Here is a 23,244-nt window from a genome sequence, read left to right as displayed (position 1 = left end):
CTTTTAAATTTAAATAGACCCAAAAAGAAAAGGAAAAACATGGAAAATATAGATGGAATAGACAATAATGATTTGCGAATAGATGGACGAAAAAAGAATGAATTAAGACCCATGGCGGTGACCCGGAATTATATCAAGCATGCCCAGGGATCCGTACTTATTGAAGTGGGGGATACCAAGGTCATTTGTACAGCAATGATTGAAGAAAAAGTACCGCCGTTTTTAAAAGGTCATAAACAGGGTTGGGTTACCGCCGAATATGAAATGCTTCCAGGGTCAACCAATACCCGAAAAAGCAGAGATCGGAATCGGGGAAAAATAGACGGACGAACCATGGAAATACAGCGCCTGATTGGGAGAAGTCTGAGGTCGGTGATCGATCTGAGTAAACTTGGAGAGCGCACCCTTTGGATTGATTGCGATGTTATTCAGGCCGATGGAGGAACACGAACTGCTGCCATTACCGGTTCTTTTGTAGCGCTGCATGATGCCTTGTCAAACATGGTTAACAAAGGCATGATTAAGGAAATGCCGATTACCAATTTTGTTGCCGCCACCAGTGTGGGGATTCATCAGGGCGAACCGCTTGTGGATTTGTGTTATGAAGAAGATTCAAATGCCGAAGTGGATATGAATATGGTTATGACCGAAAAAGGTGAAATCATTGAAATACAGGGGACCGGCGAAGAACGACCATTTAGTAAACAAGAACTTGAAAAAATGTTGGCACTTGGCGAAGAAAGTATCAAAAAAATTATTGACTTCCAGAAAGAAACATTATTGGGATAGTGGGTAAATAGAGATGAGAACAATACTATTAGCGACAGGAAATCAAAATAAGGCCAAAGAGATAAAAGCGATGCTTGGTGGTGCCTTTGAGGTTGTTACCATGAAGGATCTTGGAATCGACATCAAGATTATTGAGGATGGTCTGAGTTATGAAGAAAATGCACTCATTAAGGTTCGAGCGCTAAAACCTTATGGGCCGGGAAAAGACCTGATCATAATGGGTGATGACTCGGGATTATCAGTGGATATTTTAAATGGAGAGCCGGGAATTTATTCCGCGCGTTATGCCGGGGAAAATGTTACGTATGCAGATAACAATAAAAAATTGCTAAAAGTGATGGCAGAAGTTCCGAAAGAAAAACGTGGCGCAGCATTTATAACAGCCATTGCCATGATTCTTTCTGATGGCCGGGAATTGACCTGTCAAGGGCTGGTTCGAGGCATGATCGCCTTGGATTATTGCGGAGAAGAGGGATTTGGTTATGATCCGCTATTTATCCACGAAGAGACAGGTCGTTGTTTCGGAGAAATGACAAATGAAGAGAAAAACAAAATCAGCCATCGAGCAGTTGCCGTTGCAAAAGCAAAGGAATTATTATTGAATAATTAGAAGGGGAGAGAAAATGAAAGTTGGAGTGATGAGTGATAGCCATGGAAACTTTGAAGCTTTAGAAAAGGCATTAAACGAAATGGGTCAAGTGGATGTAATCATCCATCTGGGAGATTACGTTGAGGATGCCTTGCATTTACGAACCCTGACAAATATTCCGATTCATATTCTCAAAGGAAATTTAGACTTCTATGCAAAGGAAGGCAGCATGGATTTAGAGACGATCCTAGGTGGTTTTAGATTCTTTGCTTGTCATGGACATAAATATGGTGTTAAAGGGGATTTAAACCGCCTATATCACGCAGGTATGGAAAGAAATGCCCAGGTTATTCTTTTTGGTCATACCCATCAGGCTTTTATAGAAGATGACGGTCAAACAGTTATTATGAATCCCGGATCGGTAGGCGCTGCCAGAATGGGAGATCCGGAAAGTTATGGTATTATAACGATAGAAAATGGAGATATCGATGCTAGAATAATGCCTGTTTGGAGTTACAACCGCTGAACAGATAAATTATGAAAAAACTAGATGTCAGCCATTTAGTAGACTTTTTATGGATAAAGCCGATTGTTCACTTAACCAAAAAGGCGGTCAGTTGATCATTAAAGCGGTCAGTATTTATAAAAATCAAGATTAAAATAAAAAAAATCTTGACAATAATTGCCATTTAAAGTATACTAACACTTGTCTTTAAGAGAGACAATGCGGGTGTAGCTCAGTGGTAGAGCCCTGGCCTTCCAAGCCAGTCGCGAGGGTCCGATTCCCTTCACCCGCTCCATTTTTTTTTAAAGGATTGAGCGCCTGTAGCTCAGTAGGATAGAGCAACGGCCTTCTAAGCCGTGTGCCAAGGGTTCGAATCCCCTCAGGCGCACCATTTTATCAAAGTGTTTATATTGTGGTGGGTATAGTTCAGTCGGTTAGAGCGCCAGATTGTGATTCTGGAAATCGTGGGTTCGAGTCCCACTATCCACCCCATTTTATATCATGATTTGCTTAGGGGTATAGCCAAGTCGGTAAGGCACAAGATTTTGATTCTTGCATGCGTAGGTTCGAGTCCTGCTACCCCTGCCATTTTTATTTTTGACAAGTAGAGAACCCAAATCTTTGATTTGGTGTGAATCACTTAGTTAGGCAAACAACTGGATCACACAATCGTATGAAGACAAACAATAATTAAATATTCTATTTGACCCATTAGCTCAGTTGGTAGAGCATCTGACTTTTAATCAGGGTGTCGGGCGTTCAAGTCGCCCATGGGTCACCAATAAGAAAACATAGCCGCAGTGATTGCGGCTTTTTTATTTTTTGATAGAATGTGGTTTATGTAGTATAGTGTTGCTAATGGGTGTTTCTTAATGAAGAAAGGGGTAATAAACAAACGAAAGTGTTTGTTTTACAATGACTTCAATGATGACAAGGAGATGCTATGATAAAAAAGAGAAGAATACAGAAAATAATTGGAGCAATCGGGATAATTCTAGTTGCCGTTATCATTGGAATGCTGACTTATCTGGGAGACTATTATCATGCTGATAAAATAGCTTTTGATGCGCTCATCTCAGATGCACAAGTGACAGTTGAGGAAAAAGGAAATCTTATTATTTTTACCCCAACACAGGGACAAAAGGATATTGGGTTTGTTTTTTATCCTGGAGGGAAAGTCGAGGCAAGTGCATATGCTCCCCTCATGCATTTGCTGGCGGAAAAAGGGTTGACAACGGTAATTGTTAAAATGCCCTTTAATTTGGCGGTATTTAATATCAATGGAGCAGATGCGGCGATGGAAGCGCTGCCGGAAGTATCGAACTGGATCATTGGCGGTCATTCATTGGGCGGTGCTATGGCATCGGATTATGCGGCTGAGAATGAAGAGAAGGTTTCCGGATTGGTGCTCCTGGGAGCTTATCCCAATAAAGATTTATCTCAAACCAAGATAACGGTTTTAAGCCTATATGGAAGTGAAGATCACATTTTAAATCGAACGGCTTTTGAGACGGCAAAAATAAAAATGCCTGCCGATATCACTTTTTATGAAATAATCGGTGGAAATCACGGGAATTTCGGAAATTATGGGGAACAAAAAGGTGATGGGGTATCGACAATTTCAGCAGCAGATCAGCAGTCCATTACTTGTGAAAGGATAGTAGAAAAGGAAATGGCTGAGATAAGAAAATAATAAAGAAATCACTTTGGCTGCAGATTTATTTATTTTGAAGAAAAAAGAGGAAAAATAATGAAAGCACTTGGTAATATTCTCTGGGTAATACTTGGTGGACTGATCATGGCTTTAGGCTGGCTTTTAGCAGGCGTGATTTGCTGTATTACGATTATTGGCATCCCTTTGGGGATTCAGGCATTTAAAATGGCACATCTGGTATTTTGGCCTTTTGGAAAAACAGTTGATTATTCAAAAATGGGGACCGGGTCGGTCCTTTTGAATATTTTCTGGTTACTTATATTTGGATGGGGACTAGCTTTGGGCTCCGCTATTTTAGGCTTGGTTTATTGTATTACGATTATTGGCATTCCCTTTGGATTGCAATGGTTTAAATTTGCTAAATTGGCATTACTTCCGTTTGGTGCAGAAATCACCGATACTAGATAACTGATAGGTATAATATGCTTGACAATAAAATAAAATCAAGACTATAATAAAGCAACAAGTTAGTATGAAACATAACGGAGCTTGTAGAAAAGTGATAATGGATTTATATTTATCTATTAGATACTTTATCTAATCAAGCTCTTTTTCAAGTACAGTTATTTATCATTCGGCGCAGGATTGGAGAGGTTTACTAATCTGTTATGAGAAATACAATTTGATGACGTACTTGAAATTGAGATAGTGTTTCAATCTTAATGATTAGGAGGGTGAGGAACATCAAAAGTAATAAGACGTCCCAAAAACCCATCATTGAAATTAAAAACCTGGGAAAAACATTTCACCCCAAAAGTGGTGAGGTCAAGGCACTGGAGGGGATTAACCTAACAGTGAACCAGGGAGATATTTTTGGAATTATTGGTATGAGCGGGGCAGGAAAAAGCACCTTGGTTCGTTGTATCAATCTTCTGGAAAAGCCGACTGACGGCAGTGTTTTCATTGATGGACAAGACATTTCAAAACTGACTGAAAAAAAACTGAGAACCGTACGCTATTCGGTGGGAATGATTTTTCAACAATTCAATTTATTGATGCAGCGAACTGCGGAAAGAAACATCCTTTTTCCCCTGGAAATTGCAGGAGTTGATAAGGAGACGGCGAAGAAAAGAACTGCGGAGCTTTTGGAACTGGTAGGGTTGCCAGATAAAGCAAAGGCCTATCCATCACAATTATCGGGCGGACAAAAACAGAGAATTGCGATTGCCAGAGCACTGGCAAATAATCCCAAAATTCTGCTGTGCGATGAAGCAACTTCAGCACTTGATCCCTCAACAACGAAATCAATTCTGAGTCTGCTAAAAGAAATCAATCAAAAAATGGGGATTACCATTGTCATCATCACCCATGAAATGAGTGTTGTCGAACAAATCTGTAATCACGTGGCAATCATTGACGAAAGCAAGATCGCTGAATATGGACCGGTGGAGGAAATTTTTAGAAATCCAAAAACCGAAATAGCAAAAAAAATGATCTTTTCTGAAGGTGATCAGGGATCGGTTGTCATGGGTAAGAATTGTTATCGGCTCGTATTTGATGAGAATTCATCCAGTGATTCAGTTATGGCAAAAATGGTACTGGAAACAAAGTGTCTGATAAAGATTGTTCATGCCGATATGAAAGATATTGACGGTGTTAGTTTTGGACAAATGGTTATCCAGTTACCGGAGGACGAGTTAACCGCATCTCGGGCAATCTACTACCTTCGTTCTCGCCAGATTGGCGTTGAGGAGGTGGAAATCGATGGATAGCTCAATGACGACATTAATTATTCAAGGAACTTTTGAAACACTTTACATGACCTTGGTTTCAACTCTTATCGCTTACATTATCGGATTGCCAGTGGGGGTATTATTGGTGACCAGTGATTCAGAAGGAATTGTACCAATGAGACTGCTTAACAAGGTATTGGATATTATTGTAAATATTACTCGGTCAATTCCCTTTTTAATTCTCTTAATAGCAGTGATCCCGTTTACTCGGTTTATTGTCGGAACGAGTATTGGATCAACAGCAACCATTGTACCACTCGTTCTTGCGGCGGCGCCTTTCATCGCTCGTTTGGTGGAGTCTTCTATAAAAGAAGTGGACTATGGGATTATTGAAGCATCTTTGTCTATGGGGGCTAGTCCGCTTCAAGTCGTGACAAAGGTCATGATTCCAGAAGCGAAGCCATCCTTGATTATCGGAGCGGCCATTGCAACAACGACCATTTTGGGTTATTCAGCCATGGCTGGAATCGTTGGCGGCGGTGGACTGGGAGATATTGCCATTCGTTTTGGTTATTATCGTTATGAAACAGGGGTAATGGTTGTTACTGTCGTACTTTTAGTTTTAATCGTTCAGATTTTTCAAGAATTTGGGATGAAAATTGCGCAAAAGCAGGATCATAGAAAATAGCAGCTTGTTTTTTAAAAAAAGAAGATTGACAACTGAAATTTGCTATGTTATATTACATATTAAACATGTAGGAATTATATGGAATTTGAGAGATCCCATATAGAAAGAAGAGGAGAGAAAAATGAAAAAGTTTGGTTCGTTATTATTGATTAGTATTATTGGGCTCGCATTGCTGACCGGTTGCGCAGCAAAAAGTACGGGAGCTGATGACAAAACGATTACTGTTGGTGCCAGTCCTACACCGCATGCAGAGATTTTAAAAGTTGCCGGAGAGGTATTGGCAGATGAAGGATATACTTTGCAAATTAAAGAATTTACGGATTATGTTCAACCTAACTTAACACTGCAAAGTGGAGAGTTGGATGCCAACTATTTCCAACATCTTCCCTATTTAGAAGATTTTAATACCAAAAACAATACAAAACTTGTAAGTGCAGGTGCTATTCATTATGAACCATTGGGTTTGTATCCAGGAAAAACAAAAACACTTGATGCACTTGCGGATGGTTCAACTATCGCGATTCCAAATGATACGACCAATGAAGCGCGTGCTTTGTTACTGCTTCAAACAAATGGATTAATTAAAATTAATCCTAGTGTTGGACTTGAGGCAACACCAAAGGATATCATTGAAAATCCCAAAAATATTCAATTTGCAGAATTGGAAGCGGCACAATTGGCGCGATCATTACAGGATGTGGATTTAGCTGTTATCAACGGAAATTACGCGATTGAAGCCGGATTGAATGTCAGTACAGATGCGATTGCGAAAGAAGAAAAAGATTCCCTGGCGGCACAAACCTATGCAAACATTGTGGCTGTTCGTGCCGGCGATGAGAATAGTGCTAAAACAGTGGCATTGATGAAAGCACTTAAAAGTGACAAAGTTAAAGCTTACATAGAAGATACCTATAAAGGTGCAGTTGTACCTATTTTCTAATAAAAATCAATAAGGCAACATGATAATTAAGGCCAGTTATTTGTCGCTGTGTTTGGAAAAACACAGACAGAACGAATAGCTGGCTTTAAATTTATATTATGATTTATAACTGGTACGGTCTCATGGAGGTAACAATCTGAAGGTTTGTGTTTTCGCTTTAGGGGTTCTGAAGGGTATTTGGTTCATTTTCGCTGCCAGCGTTGGGATCAGCCGGATTATCGTTCCAGCCCATGATTTTGATCAATCGCATTTCTGGATAGCCGTAGGCACTGGCGGGATAGTTTATTCGGTCGGTAGTATTTGAATTAATAAGATAATCCAACATATTACCATTCGCATCTTTAATAACATCGGTAATAATAACCGAATGATGCCACTCCTGATTATAACCAAATTGTAAAATATCACCGATCGATCCACTAAAAACATTATCATCAACAATCGCGTCAAGACCATATCCCGTGTTTTCGCTGGCATAGGTGTAAAATTCGTCGACACCTGCCCAGGCGGGACTTCTGCCTGAATCCGTTTCTTCTAAATTAATGGAATCATCATACCATTTCCATTGAGTGTTTGCATCTCCAAAATAATCCATGGGGATTCCTCCCGCGTGGAGACATTGGGAAATATAGTTGTTGCAATTCCCGTCATACTGGTCGTATACACCATATTCATCAGTATTGCGGATAACCCCTTGGGAATTAATCCAGGTCATGGCATAGCTAACGGCTGATTTGGTGTCATAGGGATTTTTAGAATTGGCTTCTCGGGTTTTCTGTTCGCTGGCATTATTTGCTTTTTTTTCTAAGGATAAGTCTTTCACAACAGCTGAGGCTTGATTTAAAAGAACCGCAGGTGCTTCCTTTGTATTACCGGAATTATCGGTAATTGTTTTCTCTATCATTGAAAAGTAGTCTTCTTCCTGATGATGTTCAACAATTACGTAGCCATTGTCATCTTTTTTTAAATAAAAGGTATGTTTTATTCCGCTGCTTGATGAGTCGATGTTGGGAATAAAAGCAAAATTCACGGTTCGATCTTCTGTTACGACCACTTCAAGTTGGTCTCCGGTATCATTTATTTCAGATATCCTTAAATTGCATTCATAATTTGTCATGCGCAAATCATTGGTTTGAGCAAGTCTTAAATTAATAAGATAGTCGAGAGCGCTTTGATTAATCCAGGCATTTACACTGGATGGATCAAAAAAAAGTGTGGTAATGTCAGTAAGTTTCAAATCTGCGGTTGAGGCACAGGTTGTTTCAAAATATTTGGAGATCGGAGCAAGCATTTCCGGCTCAAGCATATCTTCCCCGCTACGGATGTTTACTATACGAACGTAATCATTTGATGTAATACTATTTATGCTGGCAGAGATTTCTTTGAAATTAGGTGAATTTATAAAATCCTTAGCAAAAATAAGTCCAACTGCAACAAAGACTATCAAGATAAGGCTTATTAAAAATTTTTTTTTCATCAATTCACAACCCTTCACTGGTTTGGAATTGTTTAGATCATTTAAATATGCTTTTTCTTAATGAAATAAACAAAAATGTATAAATTTCCGGAACTATTCATTTAGTTGATAAGAATTAAAATATTTTTCTGATTTTCCAGTTCGTTATCAATCGGACTTTGTATTCTATCATATAAAAAAGCTGTTTTACATATATTTTTGACAAAACTGGAACGGACCGGAGACCAATACTTGTTGAGCGGAATATAGTGGTTAAGGTTGCAGTGGATAAACGAGAAAATCAGGTATGATTTAAAGCAATATTGTCCCTGTAATAATCAGAAAATTATCGATTCCACAAGATAATGATTGTGCTATAATATAGTTTATAAATAATAAGATTGACAGAGGAGATAAAAATGAGTTTATTAAATGAAACATTAGAAAAAATTCAGCCACTAAATGAAGAAATAATGAAAAAATCAAAAGTACGGGTTGATGATCTGTTAAAACCAGTAGGCAGTTTAGGTGTGCTGGAAGAAATTGCAGTACAATTATCAGGAATTTCAGGAGAAATGTTCCCTGATGTCAGCAAAAAAGCAATGCTCGTTTTCTGCGGCGATCATGGTGTTTTTGAAGAAGGGGTTGCGGCGGCACCACAAGAAGTTACTGATTTAATGGCCCAAATGGTCGTTGCCGGAAAGAGCGGAGTTGCAGTACTTTGCAAACAAGCCGGAGCCGATATTTTTGTCTGTGATGTCGGGATGATGTCTGAAATTGATCGAAAATCAAAAATTTTGGATAAAAAAATAAGAAAGGGAACATCGAATATGCGAAAGGGTCCGGCAATGACTCGTGATGAAGCAATAGCATCTCTTGAGGCTGGAATTGATGTGGCTGAAAGAGCGATTAAAAATGGATATAATATCCTGGGAACTGGCGAAGTAGGGATTTGTAATACAACTCCAAGTGCAGCAATTTTTTCCGCTTTCAGTGGTGTTGATCCAGGCGAACTTGTTGGAGCTGGCGCAAACTTATCAGAAGAAAAAATGGTTAACAAAGCCCAGGTAATAAGAGATGCAATTGCCCTGAATAAACCGGATAAAAATGATGCGATTGATGTATTGGCAAAAGTCGGCGGATTTGAGATTGGCGCCATGGCAGGAGCGATGCTTGCGGGTGCTTCACATCAGGTCCCGGTTCTTATTGATGGCTTTATTTCAACAGCTGCTGCGGCCATCGCGATTGCCCTGAAACCAGAGGTAAAAGGTTATCTCATTTGTTCCCATGCGTCAGCAGAAAGAGGAGCAGCTTTCGGTTCGGAATTTATTGGAGCAAAACCTTTCTTGAATATGGGTATGCGCTTGGGTGAAGGAAGCGGAGCGGCCATCGCTTTTAATATTGTTGAAGCGGCTTTATATATGAATCGGGAAATGGCAACTTATAGCGATGTTGGTTTAGGTGTAGTTTAAGGATCAAAAATATCTTGACAATATTTTGAGATTAGGAATATAATGGATCATATATTAAAAAACTATGAGTGAGGAAAGTAATCTTCTTAGAATCTGCAGAGAGTCGGTAATGGTGAGAACCGATGGTGATAAGGATGATGAAGTTCCCTCAGGAGTTGTTTTGCTGAATAGGATTGAAACAGATGATCGTTATTAGGTAGAGCCGGTAGATCCTTATCGTTATCAAAAGGAAGAACATAAACTGCAGTTGTGGGAGTGTTCTTAAGTAAGTGGATTATTATGTAATCAAATTAGGTGGTACCGCGAGTAAGACTCGTCCTTTATATAAAGGACGGGTCTTTTATAGTATATGGGAAAGCACTTCCCTAGCGGCCAATCCCGGACTATCATGAACGAGGGGTTGCATAGCATCTGTGGTTTTAAAGAAGACACCATTAGTAAATGATATAATTAAGAAAATTCAGGAGGAAAACAATGTATTGGAATAAGAGTTGTGAATGTATGCCAAGAGAAAAATTGCAGGAACTGCAATTAGAACGGTTAAAAGAAATGGTCAATCGAATCTATCATGATGTTCCATTTTATCGAAACAAATTTCAGGAAGCCGGCTTAGTTCCAGAAGATGTTCAAGAGCTTTCGGATTTGCAAAAGCTCCCCTTTACAACTAAGGTGGATTTGAGAGATAATTATCCATATGGATTGTTTGCCGTGCCATTGGAAAAAATTGTGAGAATCCATGCATCTTCCGGAACAACCGGCAAACCAACGGTTGTTGGTTACACCAGAAAAGATATTACCATCTGGGCTGAGATAATGGCACGTTCGTTGGTGGCAGCCGGAGCAGATTCTCACTCAGTGGTGCAAAATGCTTATGGATACGGATTGTTTACCGGAGGACTGGGAGTTCATTATGGCGCTGAAATGTTGGGCGCTTCAATTATTCCGATTTCCGGTGGGAATACGGACAAACAAATTATGATTATGAAGGATTTCGGGACAACCGTATTGACATGTACACCATCCTATGCCATCTATTTGGGAGATGCTCTCAAAAAAAAGGGAATCGATCCAGAATCTTTAAAACTTAAAGTTGGTGTTTTTGGTGCAGAGCCCTGGTCAGACAGTATGAGAAAAGAGATCGAAAAGAAATTAAAAATTAAAGCTCACGATATCTATGGATTATCAGAAATTATGGGACCAAGTGTTGCCATTGAATGTGAAGCCCAGAATGGACTGCATATTTGGGAAGATCATTTTATTCCAGAAATCATTGATCCGGTCACTTTAAAAGTGCTACCTTACGGTGAGCAGGGAGAGTTGGTAATCACAACCATTACAAAAGAAGGAATTCCACTTTTACGTTACCAAACCCATGATATTACTTCGATTAATCCAGAACCATGTGGATGTGGACGAACTCATTTAAGAATTAATCGATTGCAGGGAAGAACGGATGATATGTTAATCATTCGAGGGGTAAATGTATTCCCAACCCAAATTGAAAGTGTTCTTTTGGAACTTGGAGAAGTCGAACCCCATTATCAGCTGATCGTCAGAAGAGAAGGATCTTTGGATACGCTCGAAATCAAGGTTGAACTCAGTGAAGAAATGTTTTCGGATAAAATCAGCAATCTTGAAAAACTTGAAAAACGGATTGCCCTGCGGATTCATTCAACGATTGGTATTAATGCAAAAATTGCCCTTGTTGAACCGGGAAGCCTTCCCAGGGCTGAGGGCGGAAAAAGCCAACGGGTTCTGGATTTAAGAAAAATTTAGGAGGAGAAAAAATGATACGACAAGTTTCAATTTTCATGGAAAATCACGAAGGCCGTTTGAATAAGATGCTTAAAATTCTGGCGGAAAATAACATTAATATTCGTTCCCTGAATATTGCGGAAACGATGGATTATGGGATCATTCGTTTGATTTTGCAGGAGACAGAAAAAGGAATTGAAGTACTGAAAAAGAATAACATTCGATGTACATTGACCTCTGTTTTAGCAGCTGAAGTTCCTGATCAGCCAGGCGGATTAAGTAATCTGGTAGATGCCCTAACTCAAGCAAAAATAAACATTGTGTATGCCTATTCTTTTCTGCCAAAAAAAACAGAAAATGCAATTATTATCATTCGCGTTGATGATGAGGTTCAGCAAAAAGCTATTGAAACGATTGAGAAGATTTCAACTGTCAATTTGTTAGACGCCGAAACATTATTAATGAAATAAAAAAATATGGAAGCTTAAAGCTAGAACATTCTAAAACTATATATTGACATTTGCCGCAACTTTTCGTATGATAAAAGATATGAATTAAAATTAAATGCATATAATATGAAGAATTAATTGTTTTAAGAAAGGTAAATCATGGCAAAGTCAAAAAAAGGAACACAAACTAAACAAAATATTATCAATACCGCAAAAATTCTATTTTACGAGAATGGATATAATAAAACAGGGATACAAGATATTGCAGATCGTGCCAATGTTAAACTGGGAACCATCACTTACTATTATAAAAAGAAGGATGAAATGATCTCAGACATCTATAATGTTTTCTTTCTGGCATTGTACGAATATGTTTCTTCTGTTTCCGGTAATCTCAATCTTTATACCAAGTATTGTTATTCCCTGATATTGTACTACGAAGCAATTTTAAATGATGAACATAATAAAACCCTTTATTATGAAGTGTTGGTTAAAAATGTGAATCCCCATGGAAGGACAAACATCACTAAAACCATGAATCGATCTTGCCTGGATTTTTTAAACAAAAACTACATTGAAGCAGATTTGGAAATCATTGCACGATCAGAATATGGAGCAAGAAAAGAACTGTTCATTGATTTCTATGAAAAGGAAATTAAGTTTACAAGCAGGGCGATGGTCTATTTCTTTGTGAGGAATTTATTTAGATTAATGAATCTTGATGGAGAGATGATAGAGAATACGATCCAACAGGGTTTGGATTTTTCCAACAAAAACAAGCCAGTAGATATTAAATTTTTGATTTGATACTATTAAAATTTAGAAGAAAGATAGTGAACATTAGTTTGCTATCTTTTTTTATTTTGCGCAAAATATTTTGATGTTAATGCTTTTAAAGAAGACCAGGCCTTGAATTAAACATGAAGTACGGGAATTGAGAAAATATTTAATTAACTGAAAAAAATTTGGGTAATAAACAGAATAATTGAAATATAAATAGGCAAAGAAAAAAAGTGACGACAAATGGAAGAATATGAACAATAATGATTGACAATGAAAGAATATGCTGATATCATTCAATTAAAAGAGGTGAGTAGATGCTTATTGAAGAACGTTTTACTAAAATATTAGAATTGATTGAAAAAAAAGGAGCCGTGACCGTTTCGGAGTTATCAAAAACACTGGCAATATCCGAGTCGACTATTCGAAGGGATTTAACAACGCTAAATAAGAGTAAAAAATTAAATAAAGTTCATGGGGGTGCCACGCGCATCAATGGGAGCTTTACATCAATAGATTTTGACATTCAGTTTAGAGGAGATCATTATAAAGAGGAAAAACAACAGATTGGGAAGTTTAGTGCAGGTCTCATTGAAAATAACGACTTTGTATACATTGATGCGGGCACCACAACTGAGGCGATGGTTGATTATATAAAAGAATTAGGGGCTGTTTATGTCACTAATGGAATGGTCATTGCAAAGAAACTTGTGAAAAAAGGTTGCCGAACAATTATCCTTGGTGGTGAAATCAAACCAATTACAGAAGCTGTAGTTGGCGGTGAAGTGTTGAAATGTCTGACAAAGTATCACTTTTCAAAAGGTTTCTTTGGAACTAACGGAGTGGATATTGTTGCTGGCTTTAGTACGCCGGATCCAACCGAGGCTCAGGTAAAACGTGAAGCTTTTTACCGATGTAAGGTAGCCTATGTTTTAGCTGATTCGACAAAGTTTAATATTACTGCACCGGTTAGCTTTGGGAATTTGCAGGACGGGGAAATCGTTACGACAAAGCTCACGAGTGCAATCTATAAAAAATACACAAAAATATGGGAGGTGGATAATACGTGATTTTTACAGTAACATTCAATCCATCCTTAGATTATATTATTGGGTTGGATACATTTCAAGAGGGTGCGGTTAACCGGAGTCAGTGGGAACATATTTTTCCGGGAGGAAAAGGTATTAATGTTTCCATGGTACTAAAAAACCTGGGGGTCAGAAATGTTGCATTGGGATTCTTGGGTGGGTTTACCGGAAAAGAAATTCAGCGAATGGTCAATGATTTTGGATGCTACACAGATTTTGTGAAAATAAAATCAGGGATTTCTCGAATTAATGTAAAAATAAAATCGGATAAAGAAAGCGAAATTAACGGACAAGGTCCGAGTATTACAAAAAAAGAAATTAAGGAGCTTTTTGAAAAATTAGATTTGATAAAAAGTCAGGATATCCTTGTGCTGGCAGGCAGTATTCCTGGGACTCTTCCAGAAAACACATATGAAAATATTATGAATCATCTGGAAAACAAAAAAATTAAAATTGTGGTCGATGCGACCGGAGAACTGTTGCTAAAGGTAGTTAAGTACAAACCATTTTTAATTAAACCTAACAAACAGGAATTGAGTGAAATTTTTGGAGTGACGGTAAAAAATCGTGAAGATGTCATTTTATATGCAAAACGACTTCAGAAAATAGGTGCGAAAAACGTCTTGGTTTCAATGGCTGGCGAAGGCGCTATTCTTATCGATGAAAACGATAATATCCATGAAATGAAGGCACCAATGGGTTTGGTTAAAAATTCTGTTGGGGCAGGAGATTCAATGGTGGCAGGTTTTATTGCCGGATATTTACTAAACAACGATTTTGAAGAAGCATTTCGAATGGGAGTTGCGACAGGAAGCGCCTCAGCATTTTCAGAAAACTTAGCCACTCAAACTGAAGTGTTAGAGTTACTTAGCATATTACCGAAGAAAGAAAAATAAGGAGGAAGAGAAATGCGTATTAGTGAGTTATTGAGCAAAAAAGGAGTTGACCTTTTCGGGAAGCCGGCATCAAAAGAAGAAACAATTAAGCATCTGGTGAATCTCATGGATGAAACCGGAAATATCAGCGACAAAGAGATATTTCGGCTGGCGGTTATGAATCGTGAGGACGAAGGAACAACAGGCATTGGGGAAGGCGTAGCCATCCCGCATGGAAGATCAAAAGTAGTCAAAAATGCCGGACTTGCTGCTATGGTTGTTAGAGAAGGTGCAGATTTTGATTCATTAGATGGGGAACCCGCGTTTCTGTTTTTTCTCATTGCCGTACCAGAGGTTGCCAATGATCTTCATTTAGAAGTATTAAGTAAACTTTCAACGATTTTAATGGATGAGAAGTTTCGGGCAAAGTTGATTCAAGCGTCAGATGTTGAAACATTTTTGAAACTGATTGATGAAAAAGAACAAGAAAAATTTGGGAGCGCTCAGGCGGCAGCTGATGATAACCAAAAGAGAAAATATCAATTATTGGCGGTAACGGCATGTCCGACAGGAATTGCTCATACCTATATGGCAGCAGAAAGCCTGGAAAACAAGGCCAAGGAAATGGGTATCACGATAAAAGTTGAAACCAATGGGTCAGGAGGCGTGAAAAATCAATTGACGGCAGAAGAAATAAAAAATGCCGATGGTATTATCATTGCAGCCGATACAAATGTTGAAACAAATCGATTCAATGGAAAATCGGTTATACAAACGAAGGTTGCCAAAGGGATTCATAACCCCAAAGAGTTGATTGAGGAAGCGTTATCCGGAAACGTTCCGATTTTTCATAGTGCAAGTGTAGCTGGAGAAGTAAAACAACAGTCAGGAGAAAAGGAAGGTGTCGGTCGGAAAATTTATAAGGATCTGATGAATGGCGTTTCCCATATGCTTCCCTTTGTTATCGGAGGAGGGATTCTAATCGCATTGGCATTTCTTTTTGATGACTACAGTATCAATCCGGCTAATTTTGGAATGAATACGCCATTTGCCGCTTTCTTAAAAACGGTAGGCGGCACGGCTTTTGCATTTATGCTGCCGGTATTAGCCGGTTACATTGCAATGAGTATTGGCGATCGACCGGCATTGGCAGTTGGATTCGTCGGTGGAATGCTCGCCAATAGCGGAGGATCAGGATTTTTAGGTGCTCTGTTAGCTGGTTTTGCAGCAGGTTATTTGGTTTTAGGTTTAAAAAAGGTATTTTCAAAATTGCCAAGCAGTCTGGAAGGGATTAAACCCGTCTTGTTATATCCATTCTTTGGTATCTTACTTATTGGAGCACTAATTATCTTTGTGATTAATCCGCCGGTGGCGGCACTAAATAACTGGATGACGTTTATGTTAAACAGTATGGGATCTTCCAGCAAGGTTGTCTTGGGAATTGTACTTGGAGGTATGATGGCTGTGGATATGGGTGGACCGGTTAATAAAGCGGCTTATGTGTTTGGAACCGCATCACTGGCATCCGGACAGTTTGATATTATGGCGGCAGTAATGGTTGGGGGGATGGTTCCACCACTTGGTATCGCATTATGTACGACATTTTTCAAAAACCGTTTTACTAAAAAAGAAAGAGAAGCTGGAGGAGCAAACTATATTATGGGACTTTCTTTCATTACGGAGGGAGCCATTCCTTTTGCTTCGGAAGATCCTATTCGGGTCATTCCCTCTTGTATAATCGGATCAGCAACAGCCGGCGGTTTGTCGATGTTTTTCGGCTGTACCTTAATGGCTCCACATGGGGGTATATTTGTATTCCCAGTTGTTGGAAATCCAATTAGTTATGTGATTGCACTCCTTGTGGGTTCGATTGTTGCAATGATACTGTTGGCAATTCTTAAAAAACCAAAAAATAAAGAAGTTATGGAAGCGATTGAAGATTAGAATTAATTCGGATAGTCGGAATGATGTTTTATCGGTTTGTCAGTGATTAAAAAAAACAAAAAAATCTTTAAAAACGATTTTTTTGTTTTTTTTTTGTATTAATTGTATACAAAATAGGTTGAAAGCAAATTATAAACGAACATTGGCCGGGTTTCATTGAATAGTGAGATCTTAACCAGTATAATGAATGATAAAGGTTTATATTACTGACTAGAAAACGGGATAATCAAATAACAAGTCGAGGATTAACTGCCTTTAAATAAACGCTATGTGCGCACTTGTGAAATACTAAAAGGAAGGATGTAGCAATGAAAAAGACAAAAATTTGTTGGCAATTTCTAAGCCTTGTTTTAGCGGTCATTCTAATTGCAACATGTTTTCCCATGGGGATTTTTGCTGAAGGGCTAAGCGGAAATGATTCCTGGTTTACTTCGAATGATTCAGGCACTATAGTTGAAATCACAGAAAATAACATGATTGTTCAAGGAACATTAACTCCAATGATAACTTTTTCAGATGACGTGTTCTATAATGGAAGTCCCCAGAACTTGGCGTCAATTAAACCAACTGTTGATGGACCAGAAGTGGACCCGGCGCTTGTCGAAATCACATATACCGGAACAAAGGTTAACGGGGAAGACTATTTAGAGTCGATCGTTCCGCCTACCGATGCAGGAACTTATTCAGTGACAGCAAAATATGCTGGAGATGATAATTATAGAAGCTATTCAGAAACAAAAGAAATAAAAATAAAATGCATTGAACTTAATTTGATGGATTTTTTCACAGAAAAACCGATCACCAAGATATATGACGCAACGCTTGATGTTCCGGAAAACGCAATTGTTGGGCTAAAAAATAGAAAGGTGATAAAAGATGATGAGAATAACGTCATTTTTAATTTCAAGTCGGCAAGTTTTCTTTCAAAAGATGTGATGCCTGCTGAGCCCAATACGATAACTGTGAAAAACGTGACCATTACCGGAAGTAAGGGACAAAACTATATTATTGTTGAAAACATCAACGAAAACAAAGAAACTGATCAGGAGAAAAAAGTTGCCAAAGATGCTAAGCTCAATACCAGTGATGTAGTATTGTCTGCCAGCATAACACCAAAGCCGGTTGAAGTTTTTTTAACAGGACAAGATAAAGTTTATGATGGCACAGCAAATTTAAACGAGTGTGAATTCAACATTAATAGCGACGATGTCATTGCCGGGGAAGAAATTGAGATATTTACTACCGATGATTTCAGTCCTTGGTATGGAGAAGAAAATAGCCAGCAGAAAGATGTTGGAGAGTATTACATCTGGGCATCAGGTGGTTATTATTTTTATGGAATTAATGGTACAAACGGAAATAATTACACAATAAAAAATGATCCCATCTCATCAAAAGAAAAGTATTCCATTACACCAGCGCTAATAACCGTGGTACCTTCCTATCGATCAAAAGTTGAAGGAGATCAGGACCCATTTTTGACCTATACAGTCTGGCGCGATCATTCAGGAGATGGGTTGGCAGAGGGACTCTTTGGAGGAGATACGCTTTATGGGTCTTTGGAACGCGAAGCAGGAGAAGCGGTTGGAAAATATGATGTTTACCTTGGCAGTTTAAGCAATTCAAATTATTACATTTCTTTTGTGCAAGGAGAAGATAAGTTCGAAATCCTCAAAAAGGATGAAGTGGCTGCTGCTGTTTATTCTGGTGATTATTACAACCCATCTACGGGAACAGGAGAAAATGAAGAAGAACCGCCCGTTGCGTATTTTGGAATTGCTTTAGCCTTGTTGCTTCTTATTGTTGGTGGTATCTTTTTCGGAAAGAATCGATTGACTAAGATGTAAAACTGGAGAAAAAAATAAAAAGGATCTATTTAATTTATTAATATAGATCCTTTTTATCTGTTAATGAGTGAATCCGAAAGCACCCTTTTTTTCATCCGTATTACCATAAATAATAATATGAGCATCATCTAAGGTGTGAATGCTTTCCTTTAGATTCTCAACAAACAATCCAGCCAGTTGCAGACTTAAATCCTGCCGAATGACAACCCGCTGAATAACGATGTTGGACATATCATTGGGAAGAGGATAGGCTGGGACCTGCCAACCATTGATTCTAAGGCGGTCCGCTAAATCATAAAGAGTCCATTTTTTACCTGCGTTTTCTTTCATTTTCCAGCATACAATGGGGATATTATCGCCATCATTGTAGACTTCAAAAAGTCCAATTTTAGCTACCTCGTAGGCAATGTATTTCGCAACATTGCGTGTTCTTTGATGAATTTCTCGATAACCATCATAACCATAAGATAAAAAATTAAAGTACTGTCCTATTATATGACTAGAAGAGCGTGAAAAATTGATAGCCATAGTGGGTATATCGCCGCCAAGGTAACTTACCTTAAAAATAAGTTCGGAAGGAAGAAAGCATTTGTCTTTCCAGATTATCCAACCAACTCCAGGGTAAACAAGACCATATTTGTGACCGGAAGTATTAATGGAAATAACATTTTTCAATCTAAAATCCCATTCCAGATCAGGGTGAATAAAAGGAGCAAACAGTCCACCGGAAGCGGCATCCACATGAATGAATATTTTAAAATCCGTTGTTTGATTATAAGTCTCAACAAGTTCGTCTAATCTTTTGACATCATCATATTTTCCGGTATAGGTAATACCCATGATTGCAACGATGCCAATGGTATAGTCGTCAACATAACCCATTACCGTATCCATATTAAGACTCATGTGATTTTCGTCTATTGGGACAAGACGCATTTCAATATCCCAATAAACACAGAACTTTTCCCAGCAAACTTGAAAGCCAGAGGAAATGACTAAATTTGGCTTTTTTTGATTAATATTTAACCCGAATTTCTCAGCGTTCTTTCGCCAGGAGAATTTCATTGCTAATCCGCCAAGCATACAGGCTTCGGAGGAACCCACGGTAGATGTGCCAATAAAAGCCATATCTTGGGGGGCATTCCATAGATCGGCAATGATATTAACACAGCGATTTTCAAGATCCGTTGTTTGAGGATATTCAGATTTGTCGATGGCATTTTTTTCTAACGTTTCGGACATGATCTGAATAGCAGCGGGTTCCATGTAAGTTTGACAGAAAGTGGCTAAGTTAAGTCTGGCACTGCCCTCGTCTAACAAATCATCTTTAATTAATTGATATGCAAGTTCTGGATTAATTGATTTTTGACCCAATTGATATTTAGGTAAAAAGTCGGTAGAGTCATCGCCAAAAATTGGCAGCGTGTAAACGTAATTTAATTGATCTTCTTCGGGCCTTGAATGTAACATATTTGCCTCCTGTAATAGTATTGATTTTTGAGTTTAGAGATAAATTGAAATAACAAGTAATTAAATTCTATTTTAACACACAAACACTGCTGGTAGAACTTTTGCATTCAAAAAATTAGCGGATAAAAAAACATACGCCATACTAATCGGTTAATAGTTACAAGGGTTTAACTTAAAAAGATTGACAATAATGATAGAAAAAGATATAGTTAATGAATAAAACAATCAGAAAACAAAGTGTTTCTTTTGTTAGGTGAGGCTCCTATACAGATATGGTTGCTGCCCGGAAACATCGAAAGATGCCAATGGGTCAACAGGTACTATCGAATTAAGGTTTTACTTAATGCAGCTGGGCATTGCCCTATGCTGTATAGTGCCGAAGCTCAACGAATGGAGGAATCATTATTTTGCTGCGCAAAAACCTCCACAAACAGTGGAGCTTTTTTATTTGCGGGTCGGTAATGATCCAAAAGAATGTTAGTAAAATATAGAGGTAGCTTATAAAGAGCACTTCTTCTAGTTTGAATAATAAAAAAAGGAGATGAGATAGGATGGACGCAGATCCTGGAGATAAGCGCATTGAACAATTGAATAGCAAGAGCGGCCAGAATATCTTAATGATCATTGGTTGCTCTTAATTAAGGAGGAAAATAATGATTAAAATCTACAAAACCATTGATGGAAAAATGGAAGAAATTGAATCCATCGAAAAAAATAGTTGGATTAATATGGTTAACCCAACGGAAGAAGAACTCCGTTTTATCACTGAAAAATTAGAGGTCGAACCAGATTTCCTTAGAGCGGCATTGGATGAAGAAGAAATTTCCCGAGTGGAACTTGAAGATAACAACCAGGCACTTATTACCATTGATGTACCGATTGTTGAAAAAGATGCAAAAATGGTGCTTTATACGACAATCCCGGTCGGCATTGTCCAATTGGAAGATAATATTATTACAGTCTGTCTTCGTGAAAATACTCTTATTGACGATTTTGCCAAGGGAAGGGTTAAAAATGTATTCACGAATTTAAAAGCAAGATTCATCTTTCAGATACTCTACCGTGTTGCCAGTCGTTTCCTTATTTATCTGAGACATATCAATCGAATGAGCAATGATGTTGAGAAAGAACTGCATATTTCCATGAAAAACAAAGAACTCTTTCAGTTGCTTGATTTGGAAAAGAGTTTAGTCTTTTTTTCAACATCGCTGAAGGCCAATCAAGCGGTTTTGGAAAAACTTCAACGCGGCCGTGTTATCAAACTTTATGAGGAAGACAAAGAGCTTTTAGAAGATGTCTTGATCGAGGTTCAGCAAGCGATTGAAATGTCCAACATATACAGTAATATTTTAAGCGGTATGATGGATGCTTTCGCATCAATTATTTCTAACAATCTTAATATTGTTATGAAAGTTTTGACATCTATTACCATTCTTATGGCAATTCCAACAATGCTTTCAAGCTTTTTCGGAATGAACGTTATCGGAATTCCGATATCAAGTTTTTGGGGAGTCGTTTTAATTGCTTTCGCTTTTACGGGTGTGGCTGCATTTATTTTATTTAAGAAGAAGATGTTTAGTTAGAGTTGTCTAAAAATATTATTGACAAAGAAATTCATATGGATGTATAATGAATTAAATAAATAAACAGTCTGTTTCAGGGCGAGGTGTAAGTCCTCACCGGTGGTATTTTGCTTCGGCAATAAGTCCACGAGCCGAAAGGCCGATCTGGTTAGAATCCAGAACCGACGGTATAGTCCGGATGAAAGAAATGACGTACAAATTTTGCACGCAGAGCCCCTGGAATAAAATCCAGGGGCTTATTTATTTTCTGAACAGACAACAAGGAGGGTTTTATGAAAATCAAGACAAAACAACTGACACAAATGGCGGTATTGGCAGCAATGTCAATTCTATTGGTTTATCTGATTCATCTTCCGATTATTCCGGCAGCACCATTCCTGGAATATGATCCGGCAGATATACCAATTTTGATTGGGACATTTATGTTTGGACCTTTAGGCGGTTTGATCCTAACTGGTGTTGTTTGTGCCTTACAGGGAATAACGGTCAGTTCAGCAAGTGGTATTATAGGTGTCTTAATGCATTTCTTTGCCACTGGTTCCTTTGTTCTGGTAGCAGGCATGATATACAAAAAAAACCGCACTCGAAAAGGAGCTGTCATTGGTTTGGCTCTTGGGGCGGGGACAATGACGATCACGATGGTCATCTGGAATCTTGTTTTTACACCAATATTTATGGGTATACCCATTGATGCAGTAATACCGATGATTCTTCCGATGATTGTTCCGTTTAATCTCATTAAAACCGGTGTGAATTCGGTTGTTACTTTTATGGTGTATAAATCTGTTGGCAAAGTATTGGGAATGGAAATAAAAGAAGTGAAACTAGCAGATAAGTAAGGCTTAAAGCATGAATTAATATAGAAGGACCCTGAATCAGCTTGATTCAGGGTCCTTCTATATTGGAATAAAACGCTTGAAACGGAGTTCAAGCAACAGTGAAACAAAAGAAAAAAATTAAATTCGAAAAAGGATTGACAGAGTGTAATAATCGGAGTATACTAATGAAGTTGTCCCGAACAGGGGCAGCGCAGCAAAAAAAGCGATTTAAAAACAACTTAAAAAAAAGCTTGACAACTTAAGGCAGCGACGATATAATGTACAAGCTTCGTAAGAACGGAGCGGCGGTCATAGAAAAGAGAATAGTACCATAAAACCTGTAAAACAGCCAAAACATTCGCAAGAATGCAAGCGGCTAAAATAGAAACAGAGAGATGCACTCTATAAAACATCAACTCGCAAGAGGATAAAATTGAGTTATTCATGAGACAGATATGAAAGCCGAAAGGCTCGAATACAAACTTTTATTGAGAGTTTGATCCTGGCTCAGGACGAACGCTGGCGGTATGCTTAACACATGCAAGTCGAACGCGACGAAGGTGCTTGCACCTTTAGAAAGTGGCGAACGGGTGAGTAACGCGTGGGTAACCTACCCTTTGGAAAGGAATAGCCTCGGGAAACTGGGAGTAATGCCTTATAAGATGCGAGAGCCGCATGGCTTTTGTATTAAACGCTCCGGCGCCATAGGATGGACCCGCGTCCCATTAGCTAGTTGGTGAGATAACAGCCCACCAAGGCGACGATGGGTAGCCGGTCTGAGAGGGCGAACGGCCACACTGGAACTGAGA

Annotated in this window: 20 protein-coding genes, 5 tRNA genes, 1 rRNA gene, 2 riboswitches and 1 other annotated feature; of the genes, 24 read left to right on the top strand and 2 right to left on the bottom strand. The window is 38.5% G+C overall.

Annotation, left to right across the window (positions count from 1 at the left end; genetic code table 11):
* The first annotated feature begins 72 nt into the window (after window positions 1–72).
* From rph to FZC40_RS08000, 13 genes are all read left to right on the top strand, one after another.
* Entirely contained in the window at window positions 73–789 is a 717-nt protein-coding gene (gene rph, locus FZC40_RS08060) for a ribonuclease PH (RefSeq protein ID WP_148603495.1), read from the top strand.
* A 13-nt stretch (window positions 790–802) separates the two neighbouring features.
* On the top strand, window positions 803–1,399 hold the full coding sequence (gene rdgB / locus FZC40_RS08055; protein WP_148603393.1) for an RdgB/HAM1 family non-canonical purine NTP pyrophosphatase: 597 nt from the start codon (window positions 803–805) through the stop codon (window positions 1,397–1,399).
* A gap of 13 nt (window positions 1,400–1,412) precedes the next feature.
* Complete coding sequence (locus tag FZC40_RS08050; RefSeq protein ID WP_148603392.1) at window positions 1,413–1,904, top strand: metallophosphoesterase family protein; 492 nt, start codon at window positions 1,413–1,415, stop codon at window positions 1,902–1,904.
* A gap of 200 nt (window positions 1,905–2,104) precedes the next feature.
* A tRNA-Gly gene (locus FZC40_RS08045) sits at window positions 2,105–2,178 on the top strand.
* A 19-nt stretch (window positions 2,179–2,197) separates the two neighbouring features.
* Window positions 2,198–2,274: transfer RNA gene (locus FZC40_RS08040), tRNA-Arg, on the top strand.
* A gap of 24 nt (window positions 2,275–2,298) precedes the next feature.
* A tRNA-His gene (locus tag FZC40_RS08035) sits at window positions 2,299–2,375 on the top strand.
* A gap of 20 nt (window positions 2,376–2,395) precedes the next feature.
* Window positions 2,396–2,471, top strand: a tRNA-Gln gene (locus tag FZC40_RS08030).
* A 117-nt stretch (window positions 2,472–2,588) separates the two neighbouring features.
* Window positions 2,589–2,664 (top strand) — tRNA-Lys (locus FZC40_RS08025).
* A 162-nt stretch (window positions 2,665–2,826) separates the two neighbouring features.
* Window positions 2,827–3,576, top strand: a complete 750-nt coding sequence (locus FZC40_RS08020) for an alpha/beta fold hydrolase (protein ID WP_148603391.1) — start codon at window positions 2,827–2,829, stop codon at window positions 3,574–3,576.
* 57 nt (window positions 3,577–3,633) lie between these two features.
* Window positions 3,634–4,005, top strand: a complete 372-nt coding sequence (locus tag FZC40_RS08015; protein ID WP_148603390.1) for a YccF domain-containing protein — start codon at window positions 3,634–3,636, stop codon at window positions 4,003–4,005.
* Between the two features lie 254 nt (window positions 4,006–4,259).
* On the top strand, window positions 4,260–5,309 hold the full coding sequence (locus tag FZC40_RS08010) for an ATP-binding cassette domain-containing protein (RefSeq protein ID WP_148603389.1): 1,050 nt from the start codon (window positions 4,260–4,262) through the stop codon (window positions 5,307–5,309).
* Window positions 5,302–5,958: a methionine ABC transporter permease gene (locus tag FZC40_RS08005; protein ID WP_148603388.1), complete on the top strand. Its 657-nt coding sequence runs from the start codon at window positions 5,302–5,304 to the stop codon at window positions 5,956–5,958. The genes FZC40_RS08010 and FZC40_RS08005 overlap by 8 nt, the downstream gene beginning before the upstream one ends.
* A 121-nt stretch (window positions 5,959–6,079) precedes the next feature.
* Complete coding sequence (locus FZC40_RS08000; RefSeq protein WP_148603387.1) at window positions 6,080–6,898, top strand: MetQ/NlpA family ABC transporter substrate-binding protein; 819 nt, start codon at window positions 6,080–6,082, stop codon at window positions 6,896–6,898.
* A gap of 157 nt (window positions 6,899–7,055) precedes the next feature.
* Here the strand turns inward: FZC40_RS08000 and FZC40_RS07995 are convergent, their stop codons facing one another.
* Window positions 7,056–8,375 carry an amidase domain-containing protein gene (locus FZC40_RS07995; RefSeq protein WP_148603386.1) on the bottom strand — a complete coding sequence of 440 codons (1,320 nt, stop codon included), beginning with the start codon at window positions 8,373–8,375 and terminating at the stop codon, window positions 7,056–7,058.
* Window positions 8,376–8,773: 398 nt separating this feature from the next.
* Between FZC40_RS07995 and cobT the strand changes: the two genes are divergently transcribed.
* The 8 genes from cobT (at window position 8,774) to FZC40_RS07955 (ending at window position 18,564) form a co-directional block, all read left to right on the top strand.
* Window positions 8,774–9,826 carry a nicotinate-nucleotide--dimethylbenzimidazole phosphoribosyltransferase gene (cobT, locus tag FZC40_RS07990; protein ID WP_148603385.1) on the top strand — a complete coding sequence of 351 codons (1,053 nt, stop codon included), beginning with the start codon at window positions 8,774–8,776 and terminating at the stop codon, window positions 9,824–9,826.
* Window positions 9,827–9,881: 55 nt separating this feature from the next.
* Window positions 9,882–10,150: a binding site (T-box leader), on the top strand.
* A gap of 150 nt (window positions 10,151–10,300) precedes the next feature.
* The gene (locus FZC40_RS07985; RefSeq protein WP_148603384.1) at window positions 10,301–11,602 is read left to right on the top strand and encodes a phenylacetate--CoA ligase family protein; all 1,302 of its coding nucleotides are present in this window, start codon (window positions 10,301–10,303) and stop codon (window positions 11,600–11,602) included.
* Between the two features lie 11 nt (window positions 11,603–11,613).
* Entirely contained in the window at window positions 11,614–12,051 is a 438-nt protein-coding gene (locus FZC40_RS07980) for an ACT domain-containing protein (protein WP_148603383.1), read from the top strand.
* Window positions 12,052–12,189: 138 nt separating this feature from the next.
* A complete protein-coding gene (locus FZC40_RS07975; RefSeq protein ID WP_148603382.1) occupies window positions 12,190–12,837 on the top strand; it encodes a TetR/AcrR family transcriptional regulator in 648 nt (215 codons plus the stop codon).
* Window positions 12,838–13,127: 290 nt separating this feature from the next.
* Window positions 13,128–13,880, top strand: a complete 753-nt coding sequence (locus FZC40_RS07970; protein WP_148603381.1) for a DeoR/GlpR family DNA-binding transcription regulator — start codon at window positions 13,128–13,130, stop codon at window positions 13,878–13,880.
* Window positions 13,877–14,794 (top strand): 1-phosphofructokinase, encoded by a 918-nt coding sequence (gene pfkB / locus FZC40_RS07965; RefSeq protein ID WP_148603380.1) that lies wholly within the window; start codon window positions 13,877–13,879, stop codon window positions 14,792–14,794. The genes FZC40_RS07970 and pfkB overlap by 4 nt, the downstream gene beginning before the upstream one ends.
* Before the next feature lie 12 nt (window positions 14,795–14,806).
* Window positions 14,807–16,717: a PTS fructose transporter subunit IIABC gene (locus FZC40_RS07960; RefSeq protein ID WP_148603379.1), complete on the top strand. Its 1,911-nt coding sequence runs from the start codon at window positions 14,807–14,809 to the stop codon at window positions 16,715–16,717.
* 308 nt (window positions 16,718–17,025) lie between these two features.
* Complete coding sequence (locus tag FZC40_RS07955; RefSeq protein ID WP_148603378.1) at window positions 17,026–18,564, top strand: MBG domain-containing protein; 1,539 nt, start codon at window positions 17,026–17,028, stop codon at window positions 18,562–18,564.
* 60 nt (window positions 18,565–18,624) lie between these two features.
* On the opposite strand, the gene gad is transcribed toward FZC40_RS07955, so the two are convergent.
* On the bottom strand, window positions 18,625–20,034 hold the full coding sequence (gad, locus tag FZC40_RS07950) for a glutamate decarboxylase (RefSeq protein WP_148603377.1): 1,410 nt from the start codon (window positions 20,032–20,034) through the stop codon (window positions 18,625–18,627).
* A 238-nt stretch (window positions 20,035–20,272) separates the two neighbouring features.
* Window positions 20,273–20,436, top strand: a riboswitch (M-box (ykoK) riboswitch).
* Between the two features lie 251 nt (window positions 20,437–20,687).
* Here gad and FZC40_RS07945 point away from each other — a divergent pair.
* From FZC40_RS07945 to FZC40_RS07935, 3 genes are all read left to right on the top strand, one after another.
* On the top strand, window positions 20,688–21,617 hold the full coding sequence (locus FZC40_RS07945) for a magnesium transporter CorA family protein (protein ID WP_148603376.1): 930 nt from the start codon (window positions 20,688–20,690) through the stop codon (window positions 21,615–21,617).
* A 65-nt stretch (window positions 21,618–21,682) separates the two neighbouring features.
* A riboswitch (FMN riboswitch) is annotated at window positions 21,683–21,811 on the top strand.
* A gap of 78 nt (window positions 21,812–21,889) precedes the next feature.
* The gene (locus tag FZC40_RS07940; RefSeq protein WP_148603375.1) at window positions 21,890–22,456 is read left to right on the top strand and encodes an ECF transporter S component; all 567 of its coding nucleotides are present in this window, start codon (window positions 21,890–21,892) and stop codon (window positions 22,454–22,456) included.
* A gap of 463 nt (window positions 22,457–22,919) precedes the next feature.
* Window positions 22,920–23,244: ribosomal RNA gene (locus FZC40_RS07935) — 16S ribosomal RNA — on the top strand; the annotation flags it as partial.

The organism is Acetobacterium tundrae (genome assembly GCF_008086615.1).
GTDB lineage: Bacteria > Bacillota > Clostridia > Eubacteriales > Eubacteriaceae > Acetobacterium > Acetobacterium tundrae.
This window is presented reverse-complemented; position numbering and strand designations above follow the sequence as displayed.

Bases quoted from the DNA above. Each gene is read 5' to 3' on its own strand.
- rdgB (WP_148603393.1), top strand. From the start codon at position 803: ATGAGAACAATACTATTAGCGACAGGAAATCAAAATAAGGCCAAAGAG.
- FZC40_RS08050 (WP_148603392.1), top strand. From the start codon at position 1,413: ATGAAAGTTGGAGTGATGAGTGATAGCCATGGAAACTTTGAAGCTTTA.
- FZC40_RS08020 (WP_148603391.1), top strand. From the start codon at position 2,827: ATGATAAAAAAGAGAAGAATACAGAAAATAATTGGAGCAATCGGGATA.
- FZC40_RS08015 (WP_148603390.1), top strand. From the start codon at position 3,634: ATGAAAGCACTTGGTAATATTCTCTGGGTAATACTTGGTGGACTGATC.
- FZC40_RS08010 (WP_148603389.1), top strand. From the start codon at position 4,260: ATGATTAGGAGGGTGAGGAACATCAAAAGTAATAAGACGTCCCAAAAA.
- FZC40_RS08005 (WP_148603388.1), top strand. From the start codon at position 5,302: ATGGATAGCTCAATGACGACATTAATTATTCAAGGAACTTTTGAAACA.
- FZC40_RS08000 (WP_148603387.1), top strand. From the start codon at position 6,080: ATGAAAAAGTTTGGTTCGTTATTATTGATTAGTATTATTGGGCTCGCA.
- FZC40_RS07995 (WP_148603386.1), bottom strand. From the start codon at position 8,375: ATGAAAAAAAAATTTTTAATAAGCCTTATCTTGATAGTCTTTGTTGCA.
- cobT (WP_148603385.1), top strand. From the start codon at position 8,774: ATGAGTTTATTAAATGAAACATTAGAAAAAATTCAGCCACTAAATGAA.
- FZC40_RS07985 (WP_148603384.1), top strand. From the start codon at position 10,301: ATGTATTGGAATAAGAGTTGTGAATGTATGCCAAGAGAAAAATTGCAG.
- FZC40_RS07980 (WP_148603383.1), top strand. From the start codon at position 11,614: ATGATACGACAAGTTTCAATTTTCATGGAAAATCACGAAGGCCGTTTG.
- FZC40_RS07975 (WP_148603382.1), top strand. From the start codon at position 12,190: ATGGCAAAGTCAAAAAAAGGAACACAAACTAAACAAAATATTATCAAT.
- FZC40_RS07970 (WP_148603381.1), top strand. From the start codon at position 13,128: ATGCTTATTGAAGAACGTTTTACTAAAATATTAGAATTGATTGAAAAA.
- FZC40_RS07960 (WP_148603379.1), top strand. From the start codon at position 14,807: ATGCGTATTAGTGAGTTATTGAGCAAAAAAGGAGTTGACCTTTTCGGG.
- FZC40_RS07955 (WP_148603378.1), top strand. From the start codon at position 17,026: ATGAAAAAGACAAAAATTTGTTGGCAATTTCTAAGCCTTGTTTTAGCG.
- gad (WP_148603377.1), bottom strand. From the start codon at position 20,034: ATGTTACATTCAAGGCCCGAAGAAGATCAATTAAATTACGTTTACACG.
- FZC40_RS07945 (WP_148603376.1), top strand. From the start codon at position 20,688: ATGATTAAAATCTACAAAACCATTGATGGAAAAATGGAAGAAATTGAA.
- FZC40_RS07940 (WP_148603375.1), top strand. From the start codon at position 21,890: ATGAAAATCAAGACAAAACAACTGACACAAATGGCGGTATTGGCAGCA.